This window comes from Helicobacter pylori (genome assembly GCF_014496965.1).
Classification (GTDB): Bacteria; Campylobacterota; Campylobacteria; order Campylobacterales; family Helicobacteraceae; genus Helicobacter; species Helicobacter pylori_CZ.
On record NZ_JACTCR010000007.1, the window covers coordinates 1 to 19,088 of the forward strand.

Below are 19,088 nucleotides of genomic sequence, written 5' to 3' on the forward strand. Positions count from 1 at the left end.
ACTATCAAGGCGTATATAGAAAATCAAGGTTAGTTTCACTTAAGGTTTTTATATAGTTCCTAGCGGAACTAAAGCATTCATCCCAAACACTAAAGATATTTGGGATTTCTGCTTGGGTGGTTTTAAAAATTATAGCTCACATACGCTGTGATGCTTCTAGGAGGCGCGGCTTCTTTCCCGTTAGGGCTAGTGCCTATCCCGCTAAACCAATATTTCATGTTAAAAATGTTATTGATCTGCAAGCTCGCATTGACGCTTTGATTTTTGCGTTCCCATAAAACGCTAGAAATTTGCAAATTCCACACCCAATACCACGGCGTCATGCCCGCTGTTTTGGTAGTGATAGCCCCGTTTTTAATCGTGGGCGCGTATTCTGTGAAAGGCACGGTGTTTAACACATCGCTATAAGCGCGGCTATAAAAGAAAGAACTCAACCCAATCGTGGTTTTGGCGTAAGTGTAACTCGCGTCTAAAATGAATTGGTGTGGGCTTACAAAAGGGAGCTTTTTGCCAAAAATATCTTTTTTAGGCCCTTTAGGATTAGCAGGGTTAGTGACCATCGTGTGGCTGGTGATATTGGCATCTATGAAAGTGTAAGCCGCATGGAAATTAAGCCCTCTAATTGGCGTGTAATACAATTCCAGCTCCACGCCTTGCGACCTCGCATTGACCGGCTCTCTGTTGTCCCCGTAGCGCCCGGTAAAATAGTTATTCGCAAAAATCACAAAATAATTCGCGTTAAAACTCACTTGGTTGTTGAAATAATACCTTGAGCCGCCTTCCATGACATTAAAGATTTGAAAATAATCCGTGCTTGTGCCTGTAAAATTACCAATATTGCTGAATTGGGGCGGGATATAACTTCTTTGATAGTTGAAATAAAACAACCAATCCTTAATGGGTTTATAGCCGACATTGACTGCCGGATTCCACTGGTTATAATGTTCTTTCGTGGTTTTTGGGGTTTGACCCGCTTTAAAAGGAGGAGCGTCTTTTTTTTCATAATTTAAAAAAGTGTATCTCAAGCCTGGCGTGATCGTTAGCATGCCGTTATTGAAATTGATTTCATCGCTGACATACACGGCGGTATAATTGTTGAAATTATTGAGTGAAGTTCCTGCATCAAACCCACTGCTATTATTAGGCACGCTAGGGTTTTTCCTGGTGGTGGATCGGCGGTATAAATCTTCGGTTAAAAACCGCATTCCCATGTTAAAAGTTTGTTTGACTTTACCGGTATTGACGATAAGATTGAGTTTTGGCTCAAAGGCATTCACCACGAAGCGGCGGATCTGATCAAAAAATTGCCAGCAAGGGCTATTCGTATCGCTATAAGAATACAAACCGCAATTAGGGTTAGTCGCGCTGATTTCCCCCTTGCCTTTAAAGGGTAAAATCTTGTTTTGACTGCTCATATACACGCTTTGGTATTGGTTAGAAAACCCAAAATCCCTGCTCATGTCATGCGTGAAATAAGTGAATTTAAAATCGCCCCCCACTTTCCTATCCGGATCGCCAAAATAATTTTGATACACGATCCCAAAGCGTTTGGCTCGCCCTCCATCTTGATTGTCAGGGCGCTCGTTGATGAAGCGGTTATAGGCATAATCTTGCGCGCTCAAAGTGCCTGGATGGTAAGAGTTGTATTGATAATACTGGTAATAGGCTTTAAAAGTATTGGTCGCATTGATCTTATAAATCGCATCCAACAAGTAGTTTTGCACCTTTGTAGGGCTGTTTTGCCTGAAACCTTGCCCATTAATCCAATTGCCTTGAGCGCTAATGCCTATATACTTACCCAACATCCCGGCCGTTCTCCCATAAGTGTTAAACAGCATTTGGTTTCCTAAAGTTTGGGCTAAAGGCTTGCCTTTTTCTTCAGGATCGACAAAATTCCCATTAGAGGATCGCCCCCAAAAAGTGATCCTTTCAGCCGCTTGATTTTCCCACTCTTTTGGGATTTCTTTAGTGATGACATTCACCACGCCTCCAAAAGTGTTAGGGCCGTATTGGACGCTCGTTCCCCCCTTAATCACATCAATCCTATCCACTGACTGGAAAGTTACAGGGAAAATCGCCAATTCAATATTAGAATACGGCGCGCCATAAATGGGGATACCATTGACTAAAATCATGTTGGTGTTGCTATGCCCGTTACCGCCTCCACCAAAACCGCGCACCGAAATTTTAGGCAACACGCCTGTGCCTGTAGCGTCTCTGATTTGAATCCCTGGCACATTTTGCAAAGCGTTTTCAATATTCAAATTACCCGTTTTTTTGAGTTCTTTGTTGGAAATCACCGTGCGAGAGCTTGTGGAATTACGCACCTCTTCGCTTTGCCATGAAAGCGGGGCGCTAGAACTGAATTTTTGCTCGGTGGTTGTAACTTTTTTTAAAAAATGGTGCTTATCTTTCGCGCTCATAAAAGAATTAAAAGTCCAAAAAGTCAAAACGACCGACGCTAAAAAATACGGGGTTTTTACCCTCAAATAACCATTCATTATGATAACCTTTCTTATTTAATTCAAACCGATGCATATTATAAAAATAATTATTATAGTTAACTTAAATTTTGAAGTTTGATTCTATTGATTTACAATTTGTTATCAAAACGATTTGAAAAAAGTTTTTAGTGTTTTTATTTTTTTTTGCAAATAGCCGCTAAGCGTTTTTTTTAAAAACAGGATGTTATGGGGGTTTTAGGGTGCGTTATTTATAAATTTGACGGAGAAACCATCACAACCGCTATCGCAAAACCAGCGTCATGGCTGATGCTCGCGCTCAAGCTTTGGATGTTAAAATAATCCATTTTTTCTTTAGAAAGGGTGATTAAGGGGGCGTTTTTAGGGCTTTTAGAAATACGCATATCTAAAAAGCTCAATTCCTTGCCAATGCCTACTTGAAGGGCTTTAGAGCAAGCCTCTTTAAGCGCGAAAAACCCGGCGATACTGCTGGATTTATCCTTGCATAAAACAATCTCGCTTGGCGATAAAAAACGCTCTAAAAACTTCATTTCAAAGCGTTTCACGCACTTTTCTACCCTAGTAATAGAGACAATATCTATGCCAATCATTTAAAATTATTGGATGATAAAATCAGTGAAAAAGACATTTTTAATAAAACCATCAATCAAAAACGAATTCAAATGGCTCTTAATCTCGTCTTTAAGCTTGTTTTTGCCTTTGTTAGTAACCACTTCTTCCACGCTTTTAGACGATAGAATTTCTATAATCGTGTCTTTAATTGCTGTGTCTTTAACCTTGACTTCATTCAAAAGCTTTTCATTACTCAATTCTAGCGAAATGGAAGCCTTAAGGTAGCGTCTGCCATTTTGAGAGACTAAATTCACCGCAAAAGGCGCATCAATCGCATACAAAGGCCCAAGCACCAGGTATTGCTGGATATTAGAGCCTTCTTTAGCCTCTTGATTTTTGTTCGCCATAGGATTAGCTTGAACTTCTTGGGTGTTTTTAGAAGCGTTTTCTTTAGATTCTTCCTTATTCCCCATAAGCAGCATGATAATCACCCCCACCAATAAAAGCATCACTAACACGCTTCCAATAATGACAAATAAAAGGGCTTTGCTTTTTTTTTGGGGTTGTTGCGCGGTATTTTCTTGTTCTTCTGCCATGCCTATTCCTATTGAAAATAAGTTAAAGTGGTTTTCCCAAATTTTTTCTGTTTGATTATAGCTAAAGTTGCAAGACTTTTAGGCATTTCATGCAGGCTTTCATGCTCAAAAACCACTAAAAGATTTTTTGAATGAGAGCGGTTTAATAACCTTTCTAAAGCGTGAAAACACTTTTCATAAATCCCTAAAAACCCGCTTGTTTCAAAAGGAGGATCCAAATAGATAATATTCAAAACGCCATTTTTTAAACACAGCGTGGGCAAAAGCTTGAAAGCGTCATCTAAAAAGGTTTGAATTTCCATTTCCTTTTTCAAGCGGTTTTTAAAAAGGGAAATATTTTCTAAAAGCGTGGCATAAGCGCTTTTGTTTTGCTCAAAAAACACCGCGCTTTTAGCTCCCCTACTCAAAGCCTCTAAACCCATAGAAGCACTGCCTGAAAACACTTCTATAAAATGCGCTCCTTTAATTTCTGCTTGCAGGGTGTTAAAAAACGACTCTCTTACGATCGCTTTCGTGGGGCGCGTGCTAGAAATTTTAGGCAAATTCAAGCCCAATCCCTTACAAGCCCCCCCAATAATCTTAAATTTTTTTACTGGCTGATGATTTGGCATAATTTGTGGGTGTATTCTTCTAGCAATTGCTGGATCTTTTGCTCTTTAGAAAATCGGATTTCTTCGCAAGGTTTTTCGCTCGTCTTTAAAGCGTGATAAAAATTTTTTATATCTTCTTTCACGCTCTGTTTAGTGAAAGGCTTTCTTAAGCGCTCTTCTATAAAGCATAGAGGCTTATTAATCTCTAGCGTTTCATCATCGCTTAAAACAAAGTCGCAAACTTCCACAGAAGAGAGGCAATCGCTCAAATAAAATTCCAAACTCCTTTGAATCAACAAAGACTTGCAAGAAAGAAAAATTTTCAAAAAACCCCTTTTATCCCATCAATAGATTTAAATTGTTTTAAATTATAGCAATTCTTTCTTTTTAATACCAATCTTAAATAAATACGATCAAAAATTGTTTCATTTTAAAAAAGAAAAAAATAATGTTAAAAATAAAGTTCAAATAACATCGTTTTTTTTTTTTGGTATAATGCTCGGCGAAGGTAAGAGCAAAAGGCAAAAATATTCCTTCCTTCTTTACTATAACTTAGCATTTTAATAAACTTTTTCATTTAAAATGCCTTGACGCTCTTACCTTGATTGAGAAAATAAGTCAGTCTCTCTCAGCTTTTCACACAAACTAAACTTGAGAGCGTAGTGTTTCATAGTAAATGCTTAGTATTTAACATTCTAAAAATCCAAGATACCAATCACCCCTTTAAAAATACGCAAGCTCTTTGTTATTAAATTGTAAAAATACTTTTGATCATTTTTTTATATTTTATTTTTTCACGAACTCTAACGCCTTGAAACGCTCCCCCAAACCCCCAGGGCTAATTAGGGGCTTGATTTTAGCCGCTTCTTTCAAATACCTTTCATAACCCACGCTCTTTGAAAATATTTCCAACAATCCCATAAGCCCCATATCCAGCAAAGCGTTAGCCTGCGATTTAAAAAATGAAAATTTTGCGTGGTGTTTTTCAAACAAAAAGCGCACCAAAGAAAAATTGACATCATAGGTCAGATCGCTTTGCTGATACAAAGAAGCCAGATGGTTTAAAATATCCTTAAAATCCAGCGCTTGGTGGTTTTTAAAAGCCCTTAAATGCATGTCTTTTCGCTCCATTTCATCGCCATAATCAAAGCTCAAAAACACCCAAGAAGAAGCCTCATTCAATTTCTCTAACAAATCCTTAATAAAAGCCTCTAAAAACAACGGCGCGCACCCTTGTTTTAAATTCAAATTTTTAAGAAGTTCTTTAGTGGGTTCATCAATACCGCCCCAAACGCCCTGATGATCATGGGTGATAAAAAGCATTTGATTGTCTTTAACAATCTCGCAAGCGAACGCGTCAAACAATTCATTAGAGACAACAAACGCGCTTTCATGCCCCTTGAAATCTAGATCTTTCAGATCGCAGATCATCAAATCCAATTGCGTGGCTTGTTTGAAAATAGTTCGTTGGAGTTTTTGCAATTCCTTTAAAGGCTCACAGCTGACAAACTCGCATTTTTCCATTACGCCCACGCTCAAAGCGTTTAAAAAACTGGCTATATCGCTCAAAAAATGCCCATGATGAGAGCCAATTTCTACAATTTTTAAAGGCAAAAATAATTTTTCTTCTTCTAAAAGCTTGATGATATAAAACGCAACAGCGCCTCCAAAAAACTTACTCAAAGACACCGAAGTGTAAAAATCCCCTTTTGGACCGATTAGCGCTTTTCGGTAATACCCTTTTTCGCCATAAAGCCACTCTTGCATGTAATTCCCAAACGAACGCACGATTTTCCTTTCATTCAAACTCATCTCAACCAACAATAATAGAAGCGCTATTCTAGTCAAAATCGCCTTATTTTTGCGCTATGATATTCAATCATAATGACTTTTTAGGCTAGTTTGAAGGGAGTTTAGAGTGTGGAAATTTTAAGGCGAGAATGCGGGGCGGTGGAAGAAAACGCCTATATTGTGAAGCTTTCTAGTGGGATAGATTTTATTATTGATCCCGGATTTTCTAGCAGCGAATGGGTGTTAGAAAACGCTAAAAACCCTAAGGCGATTTTAATCACGCATGGGCATTATGATCATGTATGGGATAGTGCTCAATTGTCAAAAGCCCTTAAAGACACCCCCATTTACGCCCCAAAAGACGATGTTTTTATGCTAGAAAATGATATTTTCCATTTGGGCATGCCGGTTTTTAGCCCCAATTTTAGCGTGCCTTGCAATAAGGGTTGCACCACTTTAGAGATAGCAAACACTACCATTAAATACTGGCATTTTCCCGGACACACGCCCGGTTGCTCTATCATAGAAATTGAAGGGGTGATTTTTAGCGGGGATTTTATTTTTTATCGCAGCATTGGCCGTTATGATTTCCCTTATTCTAATGAAAAAGACATGAAAGAGTCCTTGTTAAGGTTTCAAAATTTAGATTTCCCAAAAGACATAGAAATTTATCCAGGGCATGGGGATAAGACAAGTTTTTTTGCCGAAAGAGAGCATTCTAAAATTTGGGTTTCAAGGATGGCTTAATTGTTAAGCCGGCTAGAAAAAGAGCGTTATTTGCGCCATATCATGCTAGAAGATGTGGGCGAAGAAGGCCAATTGAAGCTTTTAAAATCTAGCGTTTTAGTCATTGGAGCCGGAGGGCTTGGCTCAGCGGTTTTGATGTATTTGTGCGCCGCTGGGATAGGAAAAATAGGCATTGTGGATTTTGATTCAGTAGATATGAGTAATTTGCAACGCCAAATCATCCATTCACAGGATTTTTTAAACCAACCTAAAGCCTCTAGCGCGAAAGCGCGCTTAAAACAACTCAATGCTAGCATTGAAATAGAGGCTTTTGAAGAACGCTTTAAGGCTCATAACGCTCTTTCTCTCATAGAGCCTTACGATTTTATCATAGACGCTACAGACAATTTCAACGCTAAATTTTTGATCAATGACGCTTGCGTGTTGGCCCAAAAACCCTATTCGCATGCCGGGGTTTTAAAATACAGGGGGCAAAGCATGAGCGTTTTGCCTAATAGCGCATGCTTAGCGTGTGTTTTTGATAAGCCCCCTAAAAAAGGATTAAATCCTACTTCAGGACTTTTTGGGGTCTTACCTGGGGTTTTAGGGTGTATCCAAGCGAGCGAATGCCTTAAATATTTTTTAGGGTTTGAAACTTTACTTATAAATACTTTACTTATAGCCGATATTAAAACGATGGATTTTAAAAAAATTCAAGCACCCAAAAACCCTGATTGTAGGGTTTGTGGCACGCATAAAATCACGCATTTATAAGATTATGAAATTTAGATTAAGGGGTAAGTTTTGGATTTATCAACCATACTAGGCTTGGTATTGGCGGTCGCTTCTATTTCGTTAGGCGATATTTTAGAAGATGGTAACCCGTTGCACATTATCCATTTGAGTTCAGTCATTATCATCGTGCCTACTTCGCTTTTTGCCGCCATGACAGGCACGCATGCTCGTTACGTGAAAGCCGCTTACAAAGAGATAAAAATTGTTTTTTTAAACCCTAAAATCAATTTGAACGAAACCATTAAAAATTTAGTGGAATTAGCCACTCTGGCTAGAAAAGATGGGGTGTTGAGTTTGGAGGGGCGAGTGGCGCAAATTGAAGACGATTTCACCCGTAACGGCTTGTCTATGATCATAGATGGCAAGGATTTAAAATCCGTTAAGGAAAGCTTAGAAATCAGCATTGAAGAAATGGAAGAGTATTACCACGGCGCCGCTCATTATTGGGAGACGGCCGGTGAGACCGCTCCTACTATGGGGTTAGTGGGGGCGGTTATGGGGCTTATGCTAGCCTTGCAAAAACTAGACAACCCGGCTGAAATGGCAGCAGGGATCGCTGGGGCATTTACGGCTACTGTTACAGGGATTATGTGTTCTTATGCGATTTTTGGCCCTTTTGGGCATAAGCTCAAGGCTAAGTCTAAAGACATTATCAAAGAAAAAACCGTTCTTTTAGAGGGGATTTTAGGCATCGCTAATGGGGAGAATCCAAGGGATTTAGAAAACAAACTCTTAAACTACATCGCTCCCGGTGAGCCTAAAAAATCTCAATTTGAGGGCTAAAGATGGCTAAGAAAAACAAACCCACCGAATGCCCCGCCGGTGAAAAATGGGCGGTTCCTTATGCGGACTTTTTGTCGTTGTTGCTCGCGCTTTTTATCGCTCTTTATGCCATTTCAGCGGTCAATAAATCCAAAGTGGAAGCCCTAAAAACCGAATTTATTAAGATTTTTAATTACGCCCCAAAGCCAGAGGCGATGCAGCCGGTTTTAGTGATCCCCCCTGATTCAGGGAAAGAAGAAGAGCAAATGGCGAGCGAAAGCTCCAAACCGGCTTCGCAAAATACCGAAACAAAAGCCACTATCGCTCGCAAAGGCGAAGGCAGTGTTTTAGAGCAAATTGATCAAGGCTCTGTTTTAAAGCTCCCCTCTAGTTTGCTGTTTGAAAACGCTACATCAGATGCTATCAATCAAGACATGATGCTTTATCTTGAACGGATCGCTAAAATCATTCAAAAACTCCCTAAAAGGGTGCATATTAATGTGAGAGGTTTTACAGACGACACGCCTTTAATTAAAACCCGTTTTAAAAGCCATTATGAATTAGCCGCCAATCGTGCTTATAGGGTGATGAAAGTCCTCATACAATACGGCGTAAATCCTAACCAATTGTCTTTTTCTTCTTACGGATCCACAAACCCTATCGCGCCTAATGACTCCCTAGAAAACAGAATGAAAAACAATCGTGTGGAAATCTTTTTTTCAACCGATGCGAACGATTTGAGTAAGATCCATTCTATTTTAGATGAAGAATTCAATCCCCACAAACAGCAAGAATGAATCGCATGAAACCAATTTTTTTGTTAATCTTTTTGTTGTTAGCGAGCCTTATTGCTAGAGAGAAGGACGCTTCTTCAAACCTTTTTGATTTGATTGATAAAGGGATCAACAGGGAACAAGAATTGAAAGAGCAGGAGCAAAAAACGCGCTTGAAACTGGCTCAAAGCCCTTTAGTGGCGTTAGAGATTGTCCCCCAAGAAACGCCCTATTTAGAATGGCAAGGGGCTAGGGAGTCGTATTATTTGAAAGTGAGCGCTGTAGTGGAGAGCGTGGTTATTTTAAAGATTGACATCAATCAAGGGCGTTCTTGCTCGCTCTACCCCACGCCTAAAAGCGTTTCTTTAGTGAGGAATCAAAGCGTAGCTTATGAAATTTTATGCGAAAACCAGCCGCTATGGATAGAAGTTAGCACCAATTTAGGCAAACGCACCTTTCAGTTTTAATTTGATTGGTTTTTGGCTTTGTTTTAAAAAAGTTTACGCTTATTGTTGATGGTAAAAATTTGATTTAAACCCAATTAAGAAAAACCTTTTTATATCAAATAAGTTTGGTTATAATGCTAGGCATGGGCGTTTTTAAACAATTGATCAAAGAATTGTATGAATTGTATGAATGGTTGATCCATTCTATAGATATGGTTATCCAGCATTTGGTTGCTATGGCGTTAAAAATAAGCGTGGTAAAATATTTGATAAAAGAATTTCATGATCGCTTCATTTATTTTATAGATTTGATCGCGCAGCATTTTATCATCGTTGCGCTTTCTAGTCTTCTCGTGTTGGTGTTTGGGGTTTTGATTGGGGTTTTTGTGTTTTATAACTCAAAGGCTAGGGCGTTTTTGCTCCCTGTGGTGAATTTCCTCTACACCATCCCATCGCTGGCGTTATTCGCGTTATTCATTCCTGTGATTGGGGTGGGGTTAAAAAACGCGCTTTTGGTGTTGGTCTTATACGGCTTGTTACCCATTGTCCATAGCACTTATAACGCTTTAAAAGAGGTGAGAGAAGAGGTGATTAAGGCCGCTATTGGGCTAGGGTGTAACCCCAAAGAGTTGTTTTTTAGGGTGTACTTCTTGCTCGCTATCCCCCAAATTTTAGTGGGTTTAAGGATTGCGGTGGTGATGTTAGTGGCGATGGCTGGGATCGGAGCGCTCATTGGGGCTGGGGGCTTAGGGCAGGCGATTTTTAGAGGGCTAAACACGCAAAACACCACGCTTTTAGTGGCGGGTAGTTTGATCATAGCTCTTTTTAGTGTTTTAGCGGATAAATTTGTGAGCGTCTTTCAGCATGAAAACGCTTTGCAACGCCTATTTTCTCAAAACGCCACCCAAAAACAAAAAAGAAGAGTTTATATTAATTTAGCGGTGTTTCTTTTTTTATTGCTAGCGAGCGCTTTATGGCTCATTCCTAGAAGTGCCATAGAAGAAAAGCCCTTAGTCGTGGCCACAAAACCTAGCAGTGAGCAGTATATTTTGGGCGAGATTTTAAGCCTTTTGTTAGAAAAACACCATATCCCTATCAAGCGGGCGTTTGGCATTGGTGGGGGGACGATGAATATCCATCCGGCATTGATTAGGGGCGATTTTGATTTGTATGTGGAATACACCGGCACCGCTTGGGTGAACACGCTCAAAAACCCTTTGACTCAAAAAGTGGATTTTGAAACGATTAAAAAGCGTTATGAGAAGGAGTTTAATCTTTTGTGGGTGGGGCTTTTGGGCTTTAATAACACCTATTCTTTAGCGATTTCTAAAGAAGACGCTCAAAAATACACGATTGAAACTTTCAGCGATTTAGCCTTTCATAGCCCGAATTTTGATTTTGGAGCAGAGTTTGACTTTTTTGAAAGAGAGGACGCTTTTAAGGGCTTAGTGAAAGCTTATCGCTTTCATTTTAGAAGTTTGCATGAAATGGATATTAATTTGCGTTATAAGAGTTTTGAATCCCATAAAATCAACGCTTTAGATGTCTTCACCACAGACGCTCAAATCAAAGAGTTGGATTTAAAGGTGCTTAAGGACGATAAAGGGTTTTTCCCTAATTATCAAGCCGGTATTGTTATAAGAAAAGAAATGATAAAAAAGTATCCAGAAGCCTTAAAAATCTTAGAAAAATTGGATTCAAAAATTAGCGATGAAAAAATGCAGGATTTAAACTATCAGGTGGAAGTGTTGAAAAAAAGCCCTAAAATCGTAGCTAAAGATTTTTTAGAAAGCATAGGGTTATAAGCATGAAAGAAATCGTTACAATAGAGAATGTGTCTTTTAACTACCACAATCGCGCTATTTTTAAGGATTTTAATTTAAGCATTGAAAAAGGGGATTTTTTATGCGTTTTAGGGGAGAGCGGGAGCGGTAAAAGCACGCTTTTAGGCTTGATTTTAGGGCTTTTAAAACCTAATCTTGGGAGCGTTAAAATCTTTAATGAGACCCTTTCAAACAACGCTTTTTTACGCCAAAAAATAGGCTATATCGCTCAAGGCAATTCCTTATTTTCTCATTTAAACGCTCTGCAAAACATGACCTTTTGCCTTAATTTACAAGGCATAAACAAACAAGCCGCTCAAAAAGAAGCCAAAGCCTTAGCGTTAAAAATGGGGTTAGAGGAGAGCCTTATGGATAAATTCCCTAATGAATTGAGTGGGGGGCAAGCCCAAAGAGTGGGCATTATTAGGGGGATTATCCACAAGCCAGAACTCATTTTATTAGATGAGCCTTTTAGCGCTTTAGATAGTTTTAATCGTAAGAATTTGCAAGATCTCATCAAAGAAATACACCAAAATTCTTGTGCTACTTTCATTATGGTAACGCATGATGAGGAAGAGGCGCAAAAGTTAGCCACAAAAACCCTAGAAATCAAAGCCCTTAAATAAGGGCAATGATTTTAAGGCTCGTTTAAAAATTCTGGCGTGGTGTTGTTAGTGGGCGTTTGCATAGAAGAATTAGAGCTGTTTGAAGTTTTTTTAGCGGGTTTTTCATTGAATGGGGGGGCTTTATAGCCACAAGCTTGAATCGTTATTGCCACAAGCGTTAAAAAGCATGTTAAGATCAGTTTATGGAACAAAATATTTTCTCCTTACTCATTCAAAAAAAGTCTTATAAAAAGCTTGAAACTCTTTTGAAACTCAAAAAGCTTAAGGTTTTTATGCCTTTAAGTTTACAAGAAAATTTGCTTTTTATCTTCATAAAAGACTCTAAATTGCTTTTTGCGTTTAAAGATCTTTGGGCTTCTAAGGAATTTAACCAGCGATTCGCTAAAGAAATCAGCCATTTTTTAAACACGCAAGGGCATGCTTATGGGTTTGATGAATTTAGTGCATTAGAAATTTTAGGTTATGTGCCTAAAGATTCCTTAGAAAAAGCCAATTTTTATGCCCCCATTAAAAAACAAGCCCGTTTTTTTCGCCCTAGCGCTTTAGGGTTGTTCCATAACCCCATTAAAGACGCTCGTTTGCATGAATGTTTTGAAAAAGCGCGCGCTTTGATCCACTACCAACGCAGTTTTTTTGAGGAATGAATGGCTGATTTATTGTCCAGTTTGAAAAACCTTTCTAATAGCAGTGGGGTGTATCAATATTTTGATAAAAACCGCCAATTACTCTATATCGGTAAAGCGAAAAACTTAAAAAAGCGCATCAAAAGCTATTTTTCTATCCATAATAATGAAATCACGCCCAATCATCGCGCTAGCTTACGCATCCAAATGATGGTCAAGCAAATCGCTTTTTTAGAAACCATTTTAGTGGAAAACGAGCAAGACGCTTTGATTTTGGAAAATTCTTTGATCAAGCAGCTCAAGCCTAAATACAACATTCTTTTAAGAGACGATAAAACTTACCCTTATATTTACATGGATTTTTCCACTGATTTCCCTATCCCTTTAATCACACGAAAAATCTTAAAACAGCCTGGCGTTAAATATTTTGGCCCTTTTACGAGCGGGGCTAAGGATATTTTAGACAGCTTGTATGAGTTGCTCCCGTTGGTTCAAAAGAAAAATTGCATCAAGGATAAAAAGGCATGCATGTTTTATCAAATAGAGCGTTGTAAAGCCCCATGCGAGAATAAAATCACCAAAGAAGAGTATTTAAAAATCGCTAAAAAATGTTTAGAAATGATTGAAAATAAAGACAGGCTCATCAAAGAGCTTGAATTAAAAATGGAGCGCCTTTCTAGCAATTTGCGTTTTGAAGAAGCCCTAATTTACAGGGATAGGATTGCTAAAATCCAAAAAATCGCCCCTTTCACTTGCATGGATTTAGCCAAACTCTATGATTTGGATATTTTTGCTTTTTATGGCGCAAGCAATAAAGCGGTGTTAGTGAAAATGTTTATGCGTGGGGGTAAAATCATCTCTTCAGCGTTTGAAAAAATCCACTCCCTTAATGGGTTTGACACCGATGAAGCGATGAAACAAGCCATTATCAATCATTACCAATCGCATTTGCCTTTGATGCCTGAACAGATCTTATTGAGCGCTTGCTCTAATGAAACGCTTAAAGAATTGCAAGAGTTTATCTCTCATCAATACTCTAAAAAAATCGCTCTTAGCATTCCTAAAAAAGGCGACAAGCTCGCTTTAATAGAAATCGCTATGAAAAACGCTCAAGAGATTTTTAGCCAAGAAAAAACCTCTAATGAAGATCTGATTTTAGAAGAAGCGCGATCGCTTTTCAATTTAGAGTGCGTGCCGTATAGGGTGGAAATCTTTGACACAAGCCACCATGCCAACAGCCAATGCGTGGGGGGAATGGTCGTGTATGAAAATAATGCATTTCAAAAAAACTCTTATCGGCGCTACCATTTAAAAGGCTCTAACGAATACGATCAAATGAGCGAATTGCTCACCAGAAGGGCTTTAGACTTTGCCAAAGAGCCACCGCCTAATTTGTGGGTGATAGATGGAGGGAGGGCGCAATTAAACATCGCTTTAGAAATTTTAAAAAGCAGCGGGAGTTTTGTAGAAGTGATCGCTATTTCTAAAGAAAAAAGGGATTCTAAAGCTTATCGTTCTAAAGGGGGCGCTAAAGACATTATCCATACGCCTAACAATACTTTTAAATTGCTCCCTAGCGACAAACGCTTGCAGTGGGTGCAAAAATTGCGCGATGAAAGCCACCGGTATGCGATAAACTTCCACAGAACCACTAAACTTAAAAACATGAAACAAATCGCTCTTTTAAAAGAAAAGGGCATAGGAGAAGCCAGCGTGAAAAAATTATTGGATTATTTTGGGAGTTTTGAAGCGATAGAAAAAGCGAGCGAGCAGGAAAAAAACGCTGTTTTAAAAAAACGAATTTAAAGGAAAAGACATGAAAAAAAGATTGAATATAGGGCTTGTGGGTTTAGGGTGTGTGGGGAGCGCGGTCGCTAAAATCTTACAAGAAAATCAAGAAATCATCAAAGACAGAGCCGGCGTGGAAATTAAAATTAAAAAAGCGGTGGTGCGAGACGTGAAAAAACACAAAGGCTATCCTTTTGAAATCAGTAATGATTTAGAAAGCTTGATAGAAGATGAAGAGATTGATATTGTCGTGGAGCTTATGGGTGGGGTGGAAGCGCCTTATCTTTTAGCTAAAAAAACTTTAGCCAAACAAAAAGCCTTCGTTACAGCCAATAAAGCCATGTTAGCGTATCACCGCTATGAATTAGAGCAAACCGCTAAAAACACCCCCATAGGCTTTGAAGCGAGCGTGTGCGGGGGTATCCCCATTATCAAGGCTTTAAAAGACGGCTTGAGCGCTAATCACATCCTTTCTTTTAAAGGGATTTTAAACGGCACGAGCAATTACATTTTAAGCCAGATGTTTAAAAATCAAGCGAGCTTTAAGGACGCCTTAAAAGACGCACAACGTTTAGGCTATGCGGAATTGAACCCTGAATTTGACATTAAAGGCATTGATGCGGCGCACAAATTGTTGATTTTAGCGTCTTTAGCGTATGGCATTGATGCGAAATTAGAAGAAATTTTAATTGAAGGCATTGAAAAAATAGAGCCAGACGACATGGAGTTTGCTAAAGAATTTGGTTATAGCATCAAACTTTTAGGCATCGCTAAAAAACACCCAGATTGTATTGAATTAAGGGTGCATCCAAGCATGATTAAAAATGAATGCATGCTCTCTAAAGTGGATGGGGTGATGAACGCTATCAGCGTTATAGGGGATAAGGTGGGCGAGACTTTGTATTATGGGGCTGGGGCTGGAGGAGAGCCTACCGCAAGCGCGGTCATTAGCGATATTATAGAAATCGCAAGGAAAAAAAGCTCTCTAATGCTAGGCTTTGAAACCCCTCAAAAACTCCCCCTAAAACCCAAAGAAGAAATCCAATGCGCTTATTATGCGCGCTTGTTGGTGAGCGATGAAAAAGGGGTTTTTTCTCAAATTAGCGCGATTTTAGCCCAAAATGATATTTCGCTCAACAATGTCTTACAAAAAGAAATCCCGCATTCCAACAAGGCTAAAATCTTATTTTCCACGCACACCACCAACGAAAAATCTATGCTGAACGCCCTTAAAGAGCTTGAAAATTTACAAAGCGTGTTGGATACCCCTAAAATGATCCGTTTGGAAAATTGAATGCGCTTTTTGAATAACAAACATAGAGAAAAGGGCTTAAAGGCTGAAGAAGAAGCTTGCGGATTTTTAAAAACGCTGGGTTTTGAAATGGTGGAGAGGAATTTTTTTTCACAATTTGGCGAAATTGATATTATCGCTTTGAAAAAAGGAGTTTTGCATTTCATTGAAGTCAAAAGCGGGGAAAATTTTGATCCCATTTATGCGATCACGCCGAGTAAATTAAAAAAGATGATCAAAACGATCCGCTGTTATTTGTCCCAAAAAGATCCCAATAGCGATTTTTGCATTGACGCTCTTATTGTGAAAAATGGTAAATTTGAGCTTTTAGAAAATATCACTTTTTAGATTTTTATCCAAAATCAATGCGTTTTCATTAACATTCTTAAGCTAATATAATTCTCGTTAATCAAAATCATATATTTAGGAGTAACCAATGAGTCACTATATTGAATTAACTGAAGAAAATTTTGAAAGCACCATTAAAAAAGGGGTTGCGTTAGTGGATTTTTGGGCGCCATGGTGTGGTCCTTGCAAGATGCTATCCCCTGTGATTGATGAATTAGCTAGCGAATATCAAGGTAAGGCTAAGATTTGTAAAGTCAATACCGATGAGCAAGAAGAATTGAGTGCGAAATTTGGGATTAGAAGCATTCCTACGCTTTTATTCACAAAAGATGGCGAAGTCGTCCATCAGTTGGTGGGTGTGCAAACTAAAGTTGCTTTAAAAGAGCAATTGAACAAACTTCTAGGCTAGTAGCCATGATAGATTGCGCGATTATTGGAGGTGGTCCTGCAGGTTTGAGTGCGGGGCTTTATGCCACTAGGGGCGGTGTTAAAAACGCCGTTTTATTTGAAAAAGGAATGCCTGGGGGGCAAATCACTGGCAGTAGTGAGATTGAAAATTATCCGGGCGTTAAGGAAGTGGTGAGCGGATTGGATTTCATGCAACCATGGCAAGAGCAGTGCTTCCGCTTTGGTTTAAAGCATGAAATGACCGCTGTTCAAAGGGTTTCTAAAAAAGACTCTCATTTTGTTATTTTGGCAGAAGATGGCAAGACTTTTGAAGCTAAAAGCGTGATTATCGCTACTGGTGGTAGCCCTAAACGCACAGGCATCAAGGGTGAGTCAGAGTATTGGGGTAAAGGCGTTAGCACTTGCGCGACATGCGATGGCTTCTTTTACAAAAATAAAGAAGTAGCGGTGCTTGGTGGAGGCGATACCGCCGTAGAAGAGGCGATTTATCTAGCCAACATCTGCAAAAAAGTCTATCTCATCCACAGAAGAGATGGTTTTAGGTGCGCGCCTATCACTTTAGAGCATGCCAAAAACAATGATAAGATTGAGTTTTTAACCCCTTATGTGGTGGAAGAAATCAAGGGCGATGCTTCTGGCGTGTCTTCTTTAAGCATTAAAAACACAGCCACTAATGAAACAAGAGAATTAATCGTGCCGGGGTTTTTTATTTTTGTGGGTTATGATGTGAATAACGCTGTGTTGAAACAAGAAGATAACTCCATGCTATGCGAATGCGATGAATACGGCTCTATTGTCGTGGATTTTTCCATGAAGACGGATGTTCAAGGCTTGTTTGCGGCAGGAGATATTCGCATTTTTGCCCCTAAGCAAGTGGTTTGTGCTGCAAGCGATGGTGCTACGGCGGCTTTAAGCGTGATTTCTTATTTAGAACACCATTAAATCAGGCTTATAGCCCTAGATTTTAGGGTTATGAGTTCTCGCTTCAAACATTCATTGGATTTTCAAAGCTTGTAAGGTATTTTAGTTTTTTGTTTAGTTGCAATGCGATTTCGTTCTCTTGCTTTGTTTTAATTAAATATTGATCACAAAATTTAAAAACGCTCAAAACATTTTTTACAATCAATATAATAAAAGAACTTGTTTAATCAAAAAAGCGCTCCTTAGGGGGTTGTGGGGATTTAGTTGGGGGTTGTAGGGGGGAGAACTATTTTAATACCCCCTATTCTCTTAAGAGTTTTATTGTAAAACAGAGCCTAAAAACGATATACTCTATTAAAAATTATGGGAGTATAAGCTTTGCGTGTTTTTGTCATTTCTTTAAATCAAAAAGTGTGCGATAAATTTGGTTTGGTTTTTAGAGACACCACGACTTTACTCAATAGCATCAACGCCACCCACCACCAAGCGCAAATTTTTGATGCGATTTATTCCAAGACTTTTGAAGGCGGGTTGCACCCCCTAGTTAAAAAGCATTTACACCCTTATTTCATCACGCAAAACATCAAAGGCATGGGGATTACAACCAATCCTATCAGTGAGGTTTCTAAGTTTTATTACGCTCTAAAATACCATGCGAAGTTTATGAGCTTGGGGGAGCTTGGGTGCTATGCGAGCCATTATTCCTTGTGGGAAAAATGCATAGAACTCAATGAAACGATCTGTATTTTAGAAGATGATATAACCTTAAAAGAGGATTTTAAAGAGGGCTTGGATTTTTTAGAAAAACACATCCAAGAACTAGGCTATGCGCGTTTGATGCATTTATTATATGACCCCAATGTTAAAAGTGAGCCGTTGAGCCATAAAAGCCACGAGATACAAGAGCGTGTGGGGATCATTAAAGCTTATAGTCATGGGGTGGGGACTCAAGGCTATGTGATCACGCCCAAGATTGCCAAAGTTTTTAAAAAATGCAGCCGAAAATGGGTTGTTCCTGTGGATACGATAATGGACGCTACTTTTATCCATGGCGTGAAAAATCTGGTGTTACAACCTTTTGTGATCGCTGATGATGAGCAGATCTCTACGATAGCGCGAAAAGAAGAACCCTATAGCCCTAAAATCGCCTTAATGAGAGAACTCCATTTTAAATATTTGAAATATTGGCAGTTTGTATAATTAATAATAAAAAATACTAAAGAGCGTTTTAAAGCTTTAGTTGTCCCTATTTGATTAGAACAAAAATAAAATTTAATCGCTTTTAAAAATGGATTGAAATTTTAAGTGGATTTTAAAAGGGTTTTAACCCCTTTTAGATTCTATAAGCAATCTAAATAAGACGCATTAAGAGAATGAAACGCATTAGAAAATTATTTTCTAATTTTCTAATGCTTTAAGATTAAGACTTTTTAGGATTGGCTTCGGTTACCCTAATCGTTCTGCCCATAAAATCCGTATTATCCAATTTAGCAATCGCTTCGCTAACGCCCTCTTCTTGCATTTCTACAAAGCCAAAACCTTTAGGTTTCTTCGTTTCTCTGTCATAAATCAGTTTGACATTAAAAACTTTACCAAATTGACTGAAAAGCTCCTTGACTTGCTCACTGGTAGCACTATAAACCAAATTCCCTACATAAATGTTTTTCAAGATAAAATTCTCCGGTAAAAAAATGACAACATACCCATAAGAATATGAAAAAGTTATAAAAAAGTAACACTTCTAAA

At 38.7% G+C, this 19,088-nt stretch carries 22 protein-coding genes; 14 read left to right on the plus strand and 8 right to left on the minus strand.

Annotation, left to right across the window (positions count from 1 at the left end; all coding sequences use genetic code 11):
• Positions 1-122 precede the first annotated feature (122 nt).
• The 6 genes from H7O61_RS03730 to H7O61_RS03755 form a co-directional block, all read right to left on the minus strand.
• Positions 123-2,519 (minus strand): TonB-dependent receptor family protein, encoded by a 2,397-nt coding sequence (locus H7O61_RS03730; RefSeq protein ID WP_187875228.1) that lies wholly within the window; start codon positions 2,517-2,519, stop codon positions 123-125.
• Between the two features lie 194 nt (positions 2,520-2,713).
• Positions 2,714-3,073 (minus strand): holo-ACP synthase, encoded by a 360-nt coding sequence (acpS, locus tag H7O61_RS03735; protein WP_187875185.1) that lies wholly within the window; start codon positions 3,071-3,073, stop codon positions 2,714-2,716.
• 6 nt (positions 3,074-3,079) lie between these two features.
• The gene (gene fliL, locus H7O61_RS03740; protein WP_000797032.1) at positions 3,080-3,631 is read right to left on the minus strand and encodes a flagellar basal body-associated protein FliL; all 552 of its coding nucleotides are present in this window, start codon (positions 3,629-3,631) and stop codon (positions 3,080-3,082) included.
• 8 nt (positions 3,632-3,639) lie between these two features.
• Positions 3,640-4,242: a 16S rRNA (guanine(966)-N(2))-methyltransferase RsmD gene (gene rsmD / locus H7O61_RS03745; RefSeq protein WP_187875186.1), complete on the minus strand. Its 603-nt coding sequence runs from the start codon at positions 4,240-4,242 to the stop codon at positions 3,640-3,642.
• Positions 4,221-4,547: a dihydroneopterin aldolase gene (locus H7O61_RS03750; RefSeq protein WP_187875187.1), complete on the minus strand. Its 327-nt coding sequence runs from the start codon at positions 4,545-4,547 to the stop codon at positions 4,221-4,223. The genes rsmD and H7O61_RS03750 overlap by 22 nt, the downstream gene beginning before the upstream one ends.
• Positions 4,548-5,007: 460 nt before the next feature.
• Complete coding sequence (locus H7O61_RS03755) at positions 5,008-6,033, minus strand: class I SAM-dependent methyltransferase (protein WP_187875229.1); 1,026 nt, start codon at positions 6,031-6,033, stop codon at positions 5,008-5,010.
• A 108-nt stretch (positions 6,034-6,141) separates the two neighbouring features.
• Between H7O61_RS03755 and H7O61_RS03760 the strand changes: the two genes are divergently transcribed.
• From H7O61_RS03760 to egtV, 7 genes are all read left to right on the plus strand, one after another.
• Positions 6,142-6,759, plus strand: coding sequence for an MBL fold metallo-hydrolase (locus tag H7O61_RS03760; RefSeq protein WP_000404685.1), 618 nt, complete (start codon positions 6,142-6,144; stop codon positions 6,757-6,759).
• Complete coding sequence (locus tag H7O61_RS03765) at positions 6,760-7,512, plus strand: HesA/MoeB/ThiF family protein (protein ID WP_187875188.1); 753 nt, start codon at positions 6,760-6,762, stop codon at positions 7,510-7,512.
• Positions 7,513-7,542: 30 nt separating this feature from the next.
• On the plus strand, positions 7,543-8,316 hold the full coding sequence (gene motA, locus H7O61_RS03770; protein WP_000366185.1) for a flagellar motor stator protein MotA: 774 nt from the start codon (positions 7,543-7,545) through the stop codon (positions 8,314-8,316).
• A gap of 2 nt (positions 8,317-8,318) precedes the next feature.
• A complete protein-coding gene (motB, locus tag H7O61_RS03775) occupies positions 8,319-9,092 on the plus strand; it encodes a flagellar motor protein MotB (RefSeq protein ID WP_079339018.1) in 774 nt (257 codons plus the stop codon).
• A gap of 5 nt (positions 9,093-9,097) precedes the next feature.
• Positions 9,098-9,535, plus strand: coding sequence for a hypothetical protein (locus H7O61_RS03780; protein ID WP_000802458.1), 438 nt, complete (start codon positions 9,098-9,100; stop codon positions 9,533-9,535).
• A 113-nt stretch (positions 9,536-9,648) separates the two neighbouring features.
• The gene (gene egtU, locus H7O61_RS03785; RefSeq protein WP_187875189.1) at positions 9,649-11,319 is read left to right on the plus strand and encodes an ergothioneine transport permease/ergothioneine binding protein EgtU; all 1,671 of its coding nucleotides are present in this window, start codon (positions 9,649-9,651) and stop codon (positions 11,317-11,319) included.
• A gap of 2 nt (positions 11,320-11,321) precedes the next feature.
• Positions 11,322-11,963 (plus strand): ergothioneine transport ATP-binding protein EgtV, encoded by a 642-nt coding sequence (gene egtV, locus H7O61_RS03790; protein WP_187875190.1) that lies wholly within the window; start codon positions 11,322-11,324, stop codon positions 11,961-11,963.
• Between the two features lie 11 nt (positions 11,964-11,974).
• Here egtV and H7O61_RS03795 read toward each other — a convergent pair whose 3' ends face one another.
• Positions 11,975-12,154, minus strand: coding sequence for a hypothetical protein (locus H7O61_RS03795; RefSeq protein WP_000468793.1), 180 nt, complete (start codon positions 12,152-12,154; stop codon positions 11,975-11,977).
• Here H7O61_RS03795 and H7O61_RS03800 point away from each other — a divergent pair.
• The 7 genes from H7O61_RS03800 to H7O61_RS03830 all read left to right on the plus strand — a co-directional run bounded on the left by H7O61_RS03800 (position 12,146) and on the right by H7O61_RS03830 (position 18,542).
• Complete coding sequence (locus H7O61_RS03800) at positions 12,146-12,607, plus strand: hypothetical protein (RefSeq protein WP_000437164.1); 462 nt, start codon at positions 12,146-12,148, stop codon at positions 12,605-12,607. The genes H7O61_RS03795 and H7O61_RS03800 overlap by 9 nt on opposite strands.
• Positions 12,608-14,392 (plus strand): excinuclease ABC subunit UvrC, encoded by a 1,785-nt coding sequence (uvrC, locus tag H7O61_RS03805; RefSeq protein ID WP_187875191.1) that lies wholly within the window; start codon positions 12,608-12,610, stop codon positions 14,390-14,392. It abuts the gene before it with no gap.
• A gap of 10 nt (positions 14,393-14,402) precedes the next feature.
• A complete protein-coding gene (locus tag H7O61_RS03810; RefSeq protein ID WP_187875192.1) occupies positions 14,403-15,668 on the plus strand; it encodes a homoserine dehydrogenase in 1,266 nt (421 codons plus the stop codon).
• The gene (locus H7O61_RS03815) at positions 15,669-16,013 is read left to right on the plus strand and encodes a YraN family protein (protein WP_001211718.1); all 345 of its coding nucleotides are present in this window, start codon (positions 15,669-15,671) and stop codon (positions 16,011-16,013) included.
• Between the two features lie 88 nt (positions 16,014-16,101).
• The gene (gene trxA / locus H7O61_RS03820; protein WP_000020206.1) at positions 16,102-16,422 is read left to right on the plus strand and encodes a thioredoxin; all 321 of its coding nucleotides are present in this window, start codon (positions 16,102-16,104) and stop codon (positions 16,420-16,422) included.
• Between the two features lie 5 nt (positions 16,423-16,427).
• The gene (trxB, locus tag H7O61_RS03825) at positions 16,428-17,363 is read left to right on the plus strand and encodes a thioredoxin-disulfide reductase (RefSeq protein ID WP_000564424.1); all 936 of its coding nucleotides are present in this window, start codon (positions 16,428-16,430) and stop codon (positions 17,361-17,363) included.
• A gap of 357 nt (positions 17,364-17,720) precedes the next feature.
• Positions 17,721-18,542 carry a glycosyltransferase family 25 protein gene (locus H7O61_RS03830; protein WP_187875193.1) on the plus strand — a complete coding sequence of 274 codons (822 nt, stop codon included), beginning with the start codon at positions 17,721-17,723 and terminating at the stop codon, positions 18,540-18,542.
• Between the two features lie 220 nt (positions 18,543-18,762).
• Here the strand turns inward: H7O61_RS03830 and H7O61_RS03835 are convergent, their stop codons facing one another.
• A complete protein-coding gene (locus H7O61_RS03835; RefSeq protein WP_000790557.1) occupies positions 18,763-19,011 on the minus strand; it encodes an RNA-binding protein in 249 nt (82 codons plus the stop codon).
• Positions 19,012-19,088: the final 77 nt, after the last annotated feature.

What these genes read in the sequence shown, in the direction of transcription:
- fliL (WP_000797032.1), bottom strand. Translation starts at nt 3,631, where the DNA reads ATGGCAGAAGAACAAGAAAATACCGCGCAACAACCCCAAAAAAAAAGC.
- H7O61_RS03755 (WP_187875229.1), bottom strand. Translation starts at nt 6,033, where the DNA reads ATGAGTTTGAATGAAAGGAAAATCGTGCGTTCGTTTGGGAATTACATG.
- uvrC (WP_187875191.1), top strand. Translation starts at nt 12,608, where the DNA reads ATGGCTGATTTATTGTCCAGTTTGAAAAACCTTTCTAATAGCAGTGGG.
- H7O61_RS03800 (WP_000437164.1), top strand. Translation starts at nt 12,146, where the DNA reads ATGGAACAAAATATTTTCTCCTTACTCATTCAAAAAAAGTCTTATAAA.
- egtV (WP_187875190.1), top strand. Translation starts at nt 11,322, where the DNA reads ATGAAAGAAATCGTTACAATAGAGAATGTGTCTTTTAACTACCACAAT.
- H7O61_RS03810 (WP_187875192.1), top strand. Translation starts at nt 14,403, where the DNA reads ATGAAAAAAAGATTGAATATAGGGCTTGTGGGTTTAGGGTGTGTGGGG.
- trxB (WP_000564424.1), top strand. Translation starts at nt 16,428, where the DNA reads ATGATAGATTGCGCGATTATTGGAGGTGGTCCTGCAGGTTTGAGTGCG.
- egtU (WP_187875189.1), top strand. Translation starts at nt 9,649, where the DNA reads ATGCTAGGCATGGGCGTTTTTAAACAATTGATCAAAGAATTGTATGAA.
- H7O61_RS03780 (WP_000802458.1), top strand. Translation starts at nt 9,098, where the DNA reads ATGAAACCAATTTTTTTGTTAATCTTTTTGTTGTTAGCGAGCCTTATT.
- rsmD (WP_187875186.1), bottom strand. Translation starts at nt 4,242, where the DNA reads ATGCCAAATCATCAGCCAGTAAAAAAATTTAAGATTATTGGGGGGGCT.
- trxA (WP_000020206.1), top strand. Translation starts at nt 16,102, where the DNA reads ATGAGTCACTATATTGAATTAACTGAAGAAAATTTTGAAAGCACCATT.
- motB (WP_079339018.1), top strand. Translation starts at nt 8,319, where the DNA reads ATGGCTAAGAAAAACAAACCCACCGAATGCCCCGCCGGTGAAAAATGG.
- H7O61_RS03815 (WP_001211718.1), top strand. Translation starts at nt 15,669, where the DNA reads ATGCGCTTTTTGAATAACAAACATAGAGAAAAGGGCTTAAAGGCTGAA.
- acpS (WP_187875185.1), bottom strand. Translation starts at nt 3,073, where the DNA reads ATGATTGGCATAGATATTGTCTCTATTACTAGGGTAGAAAAGTGCGTG.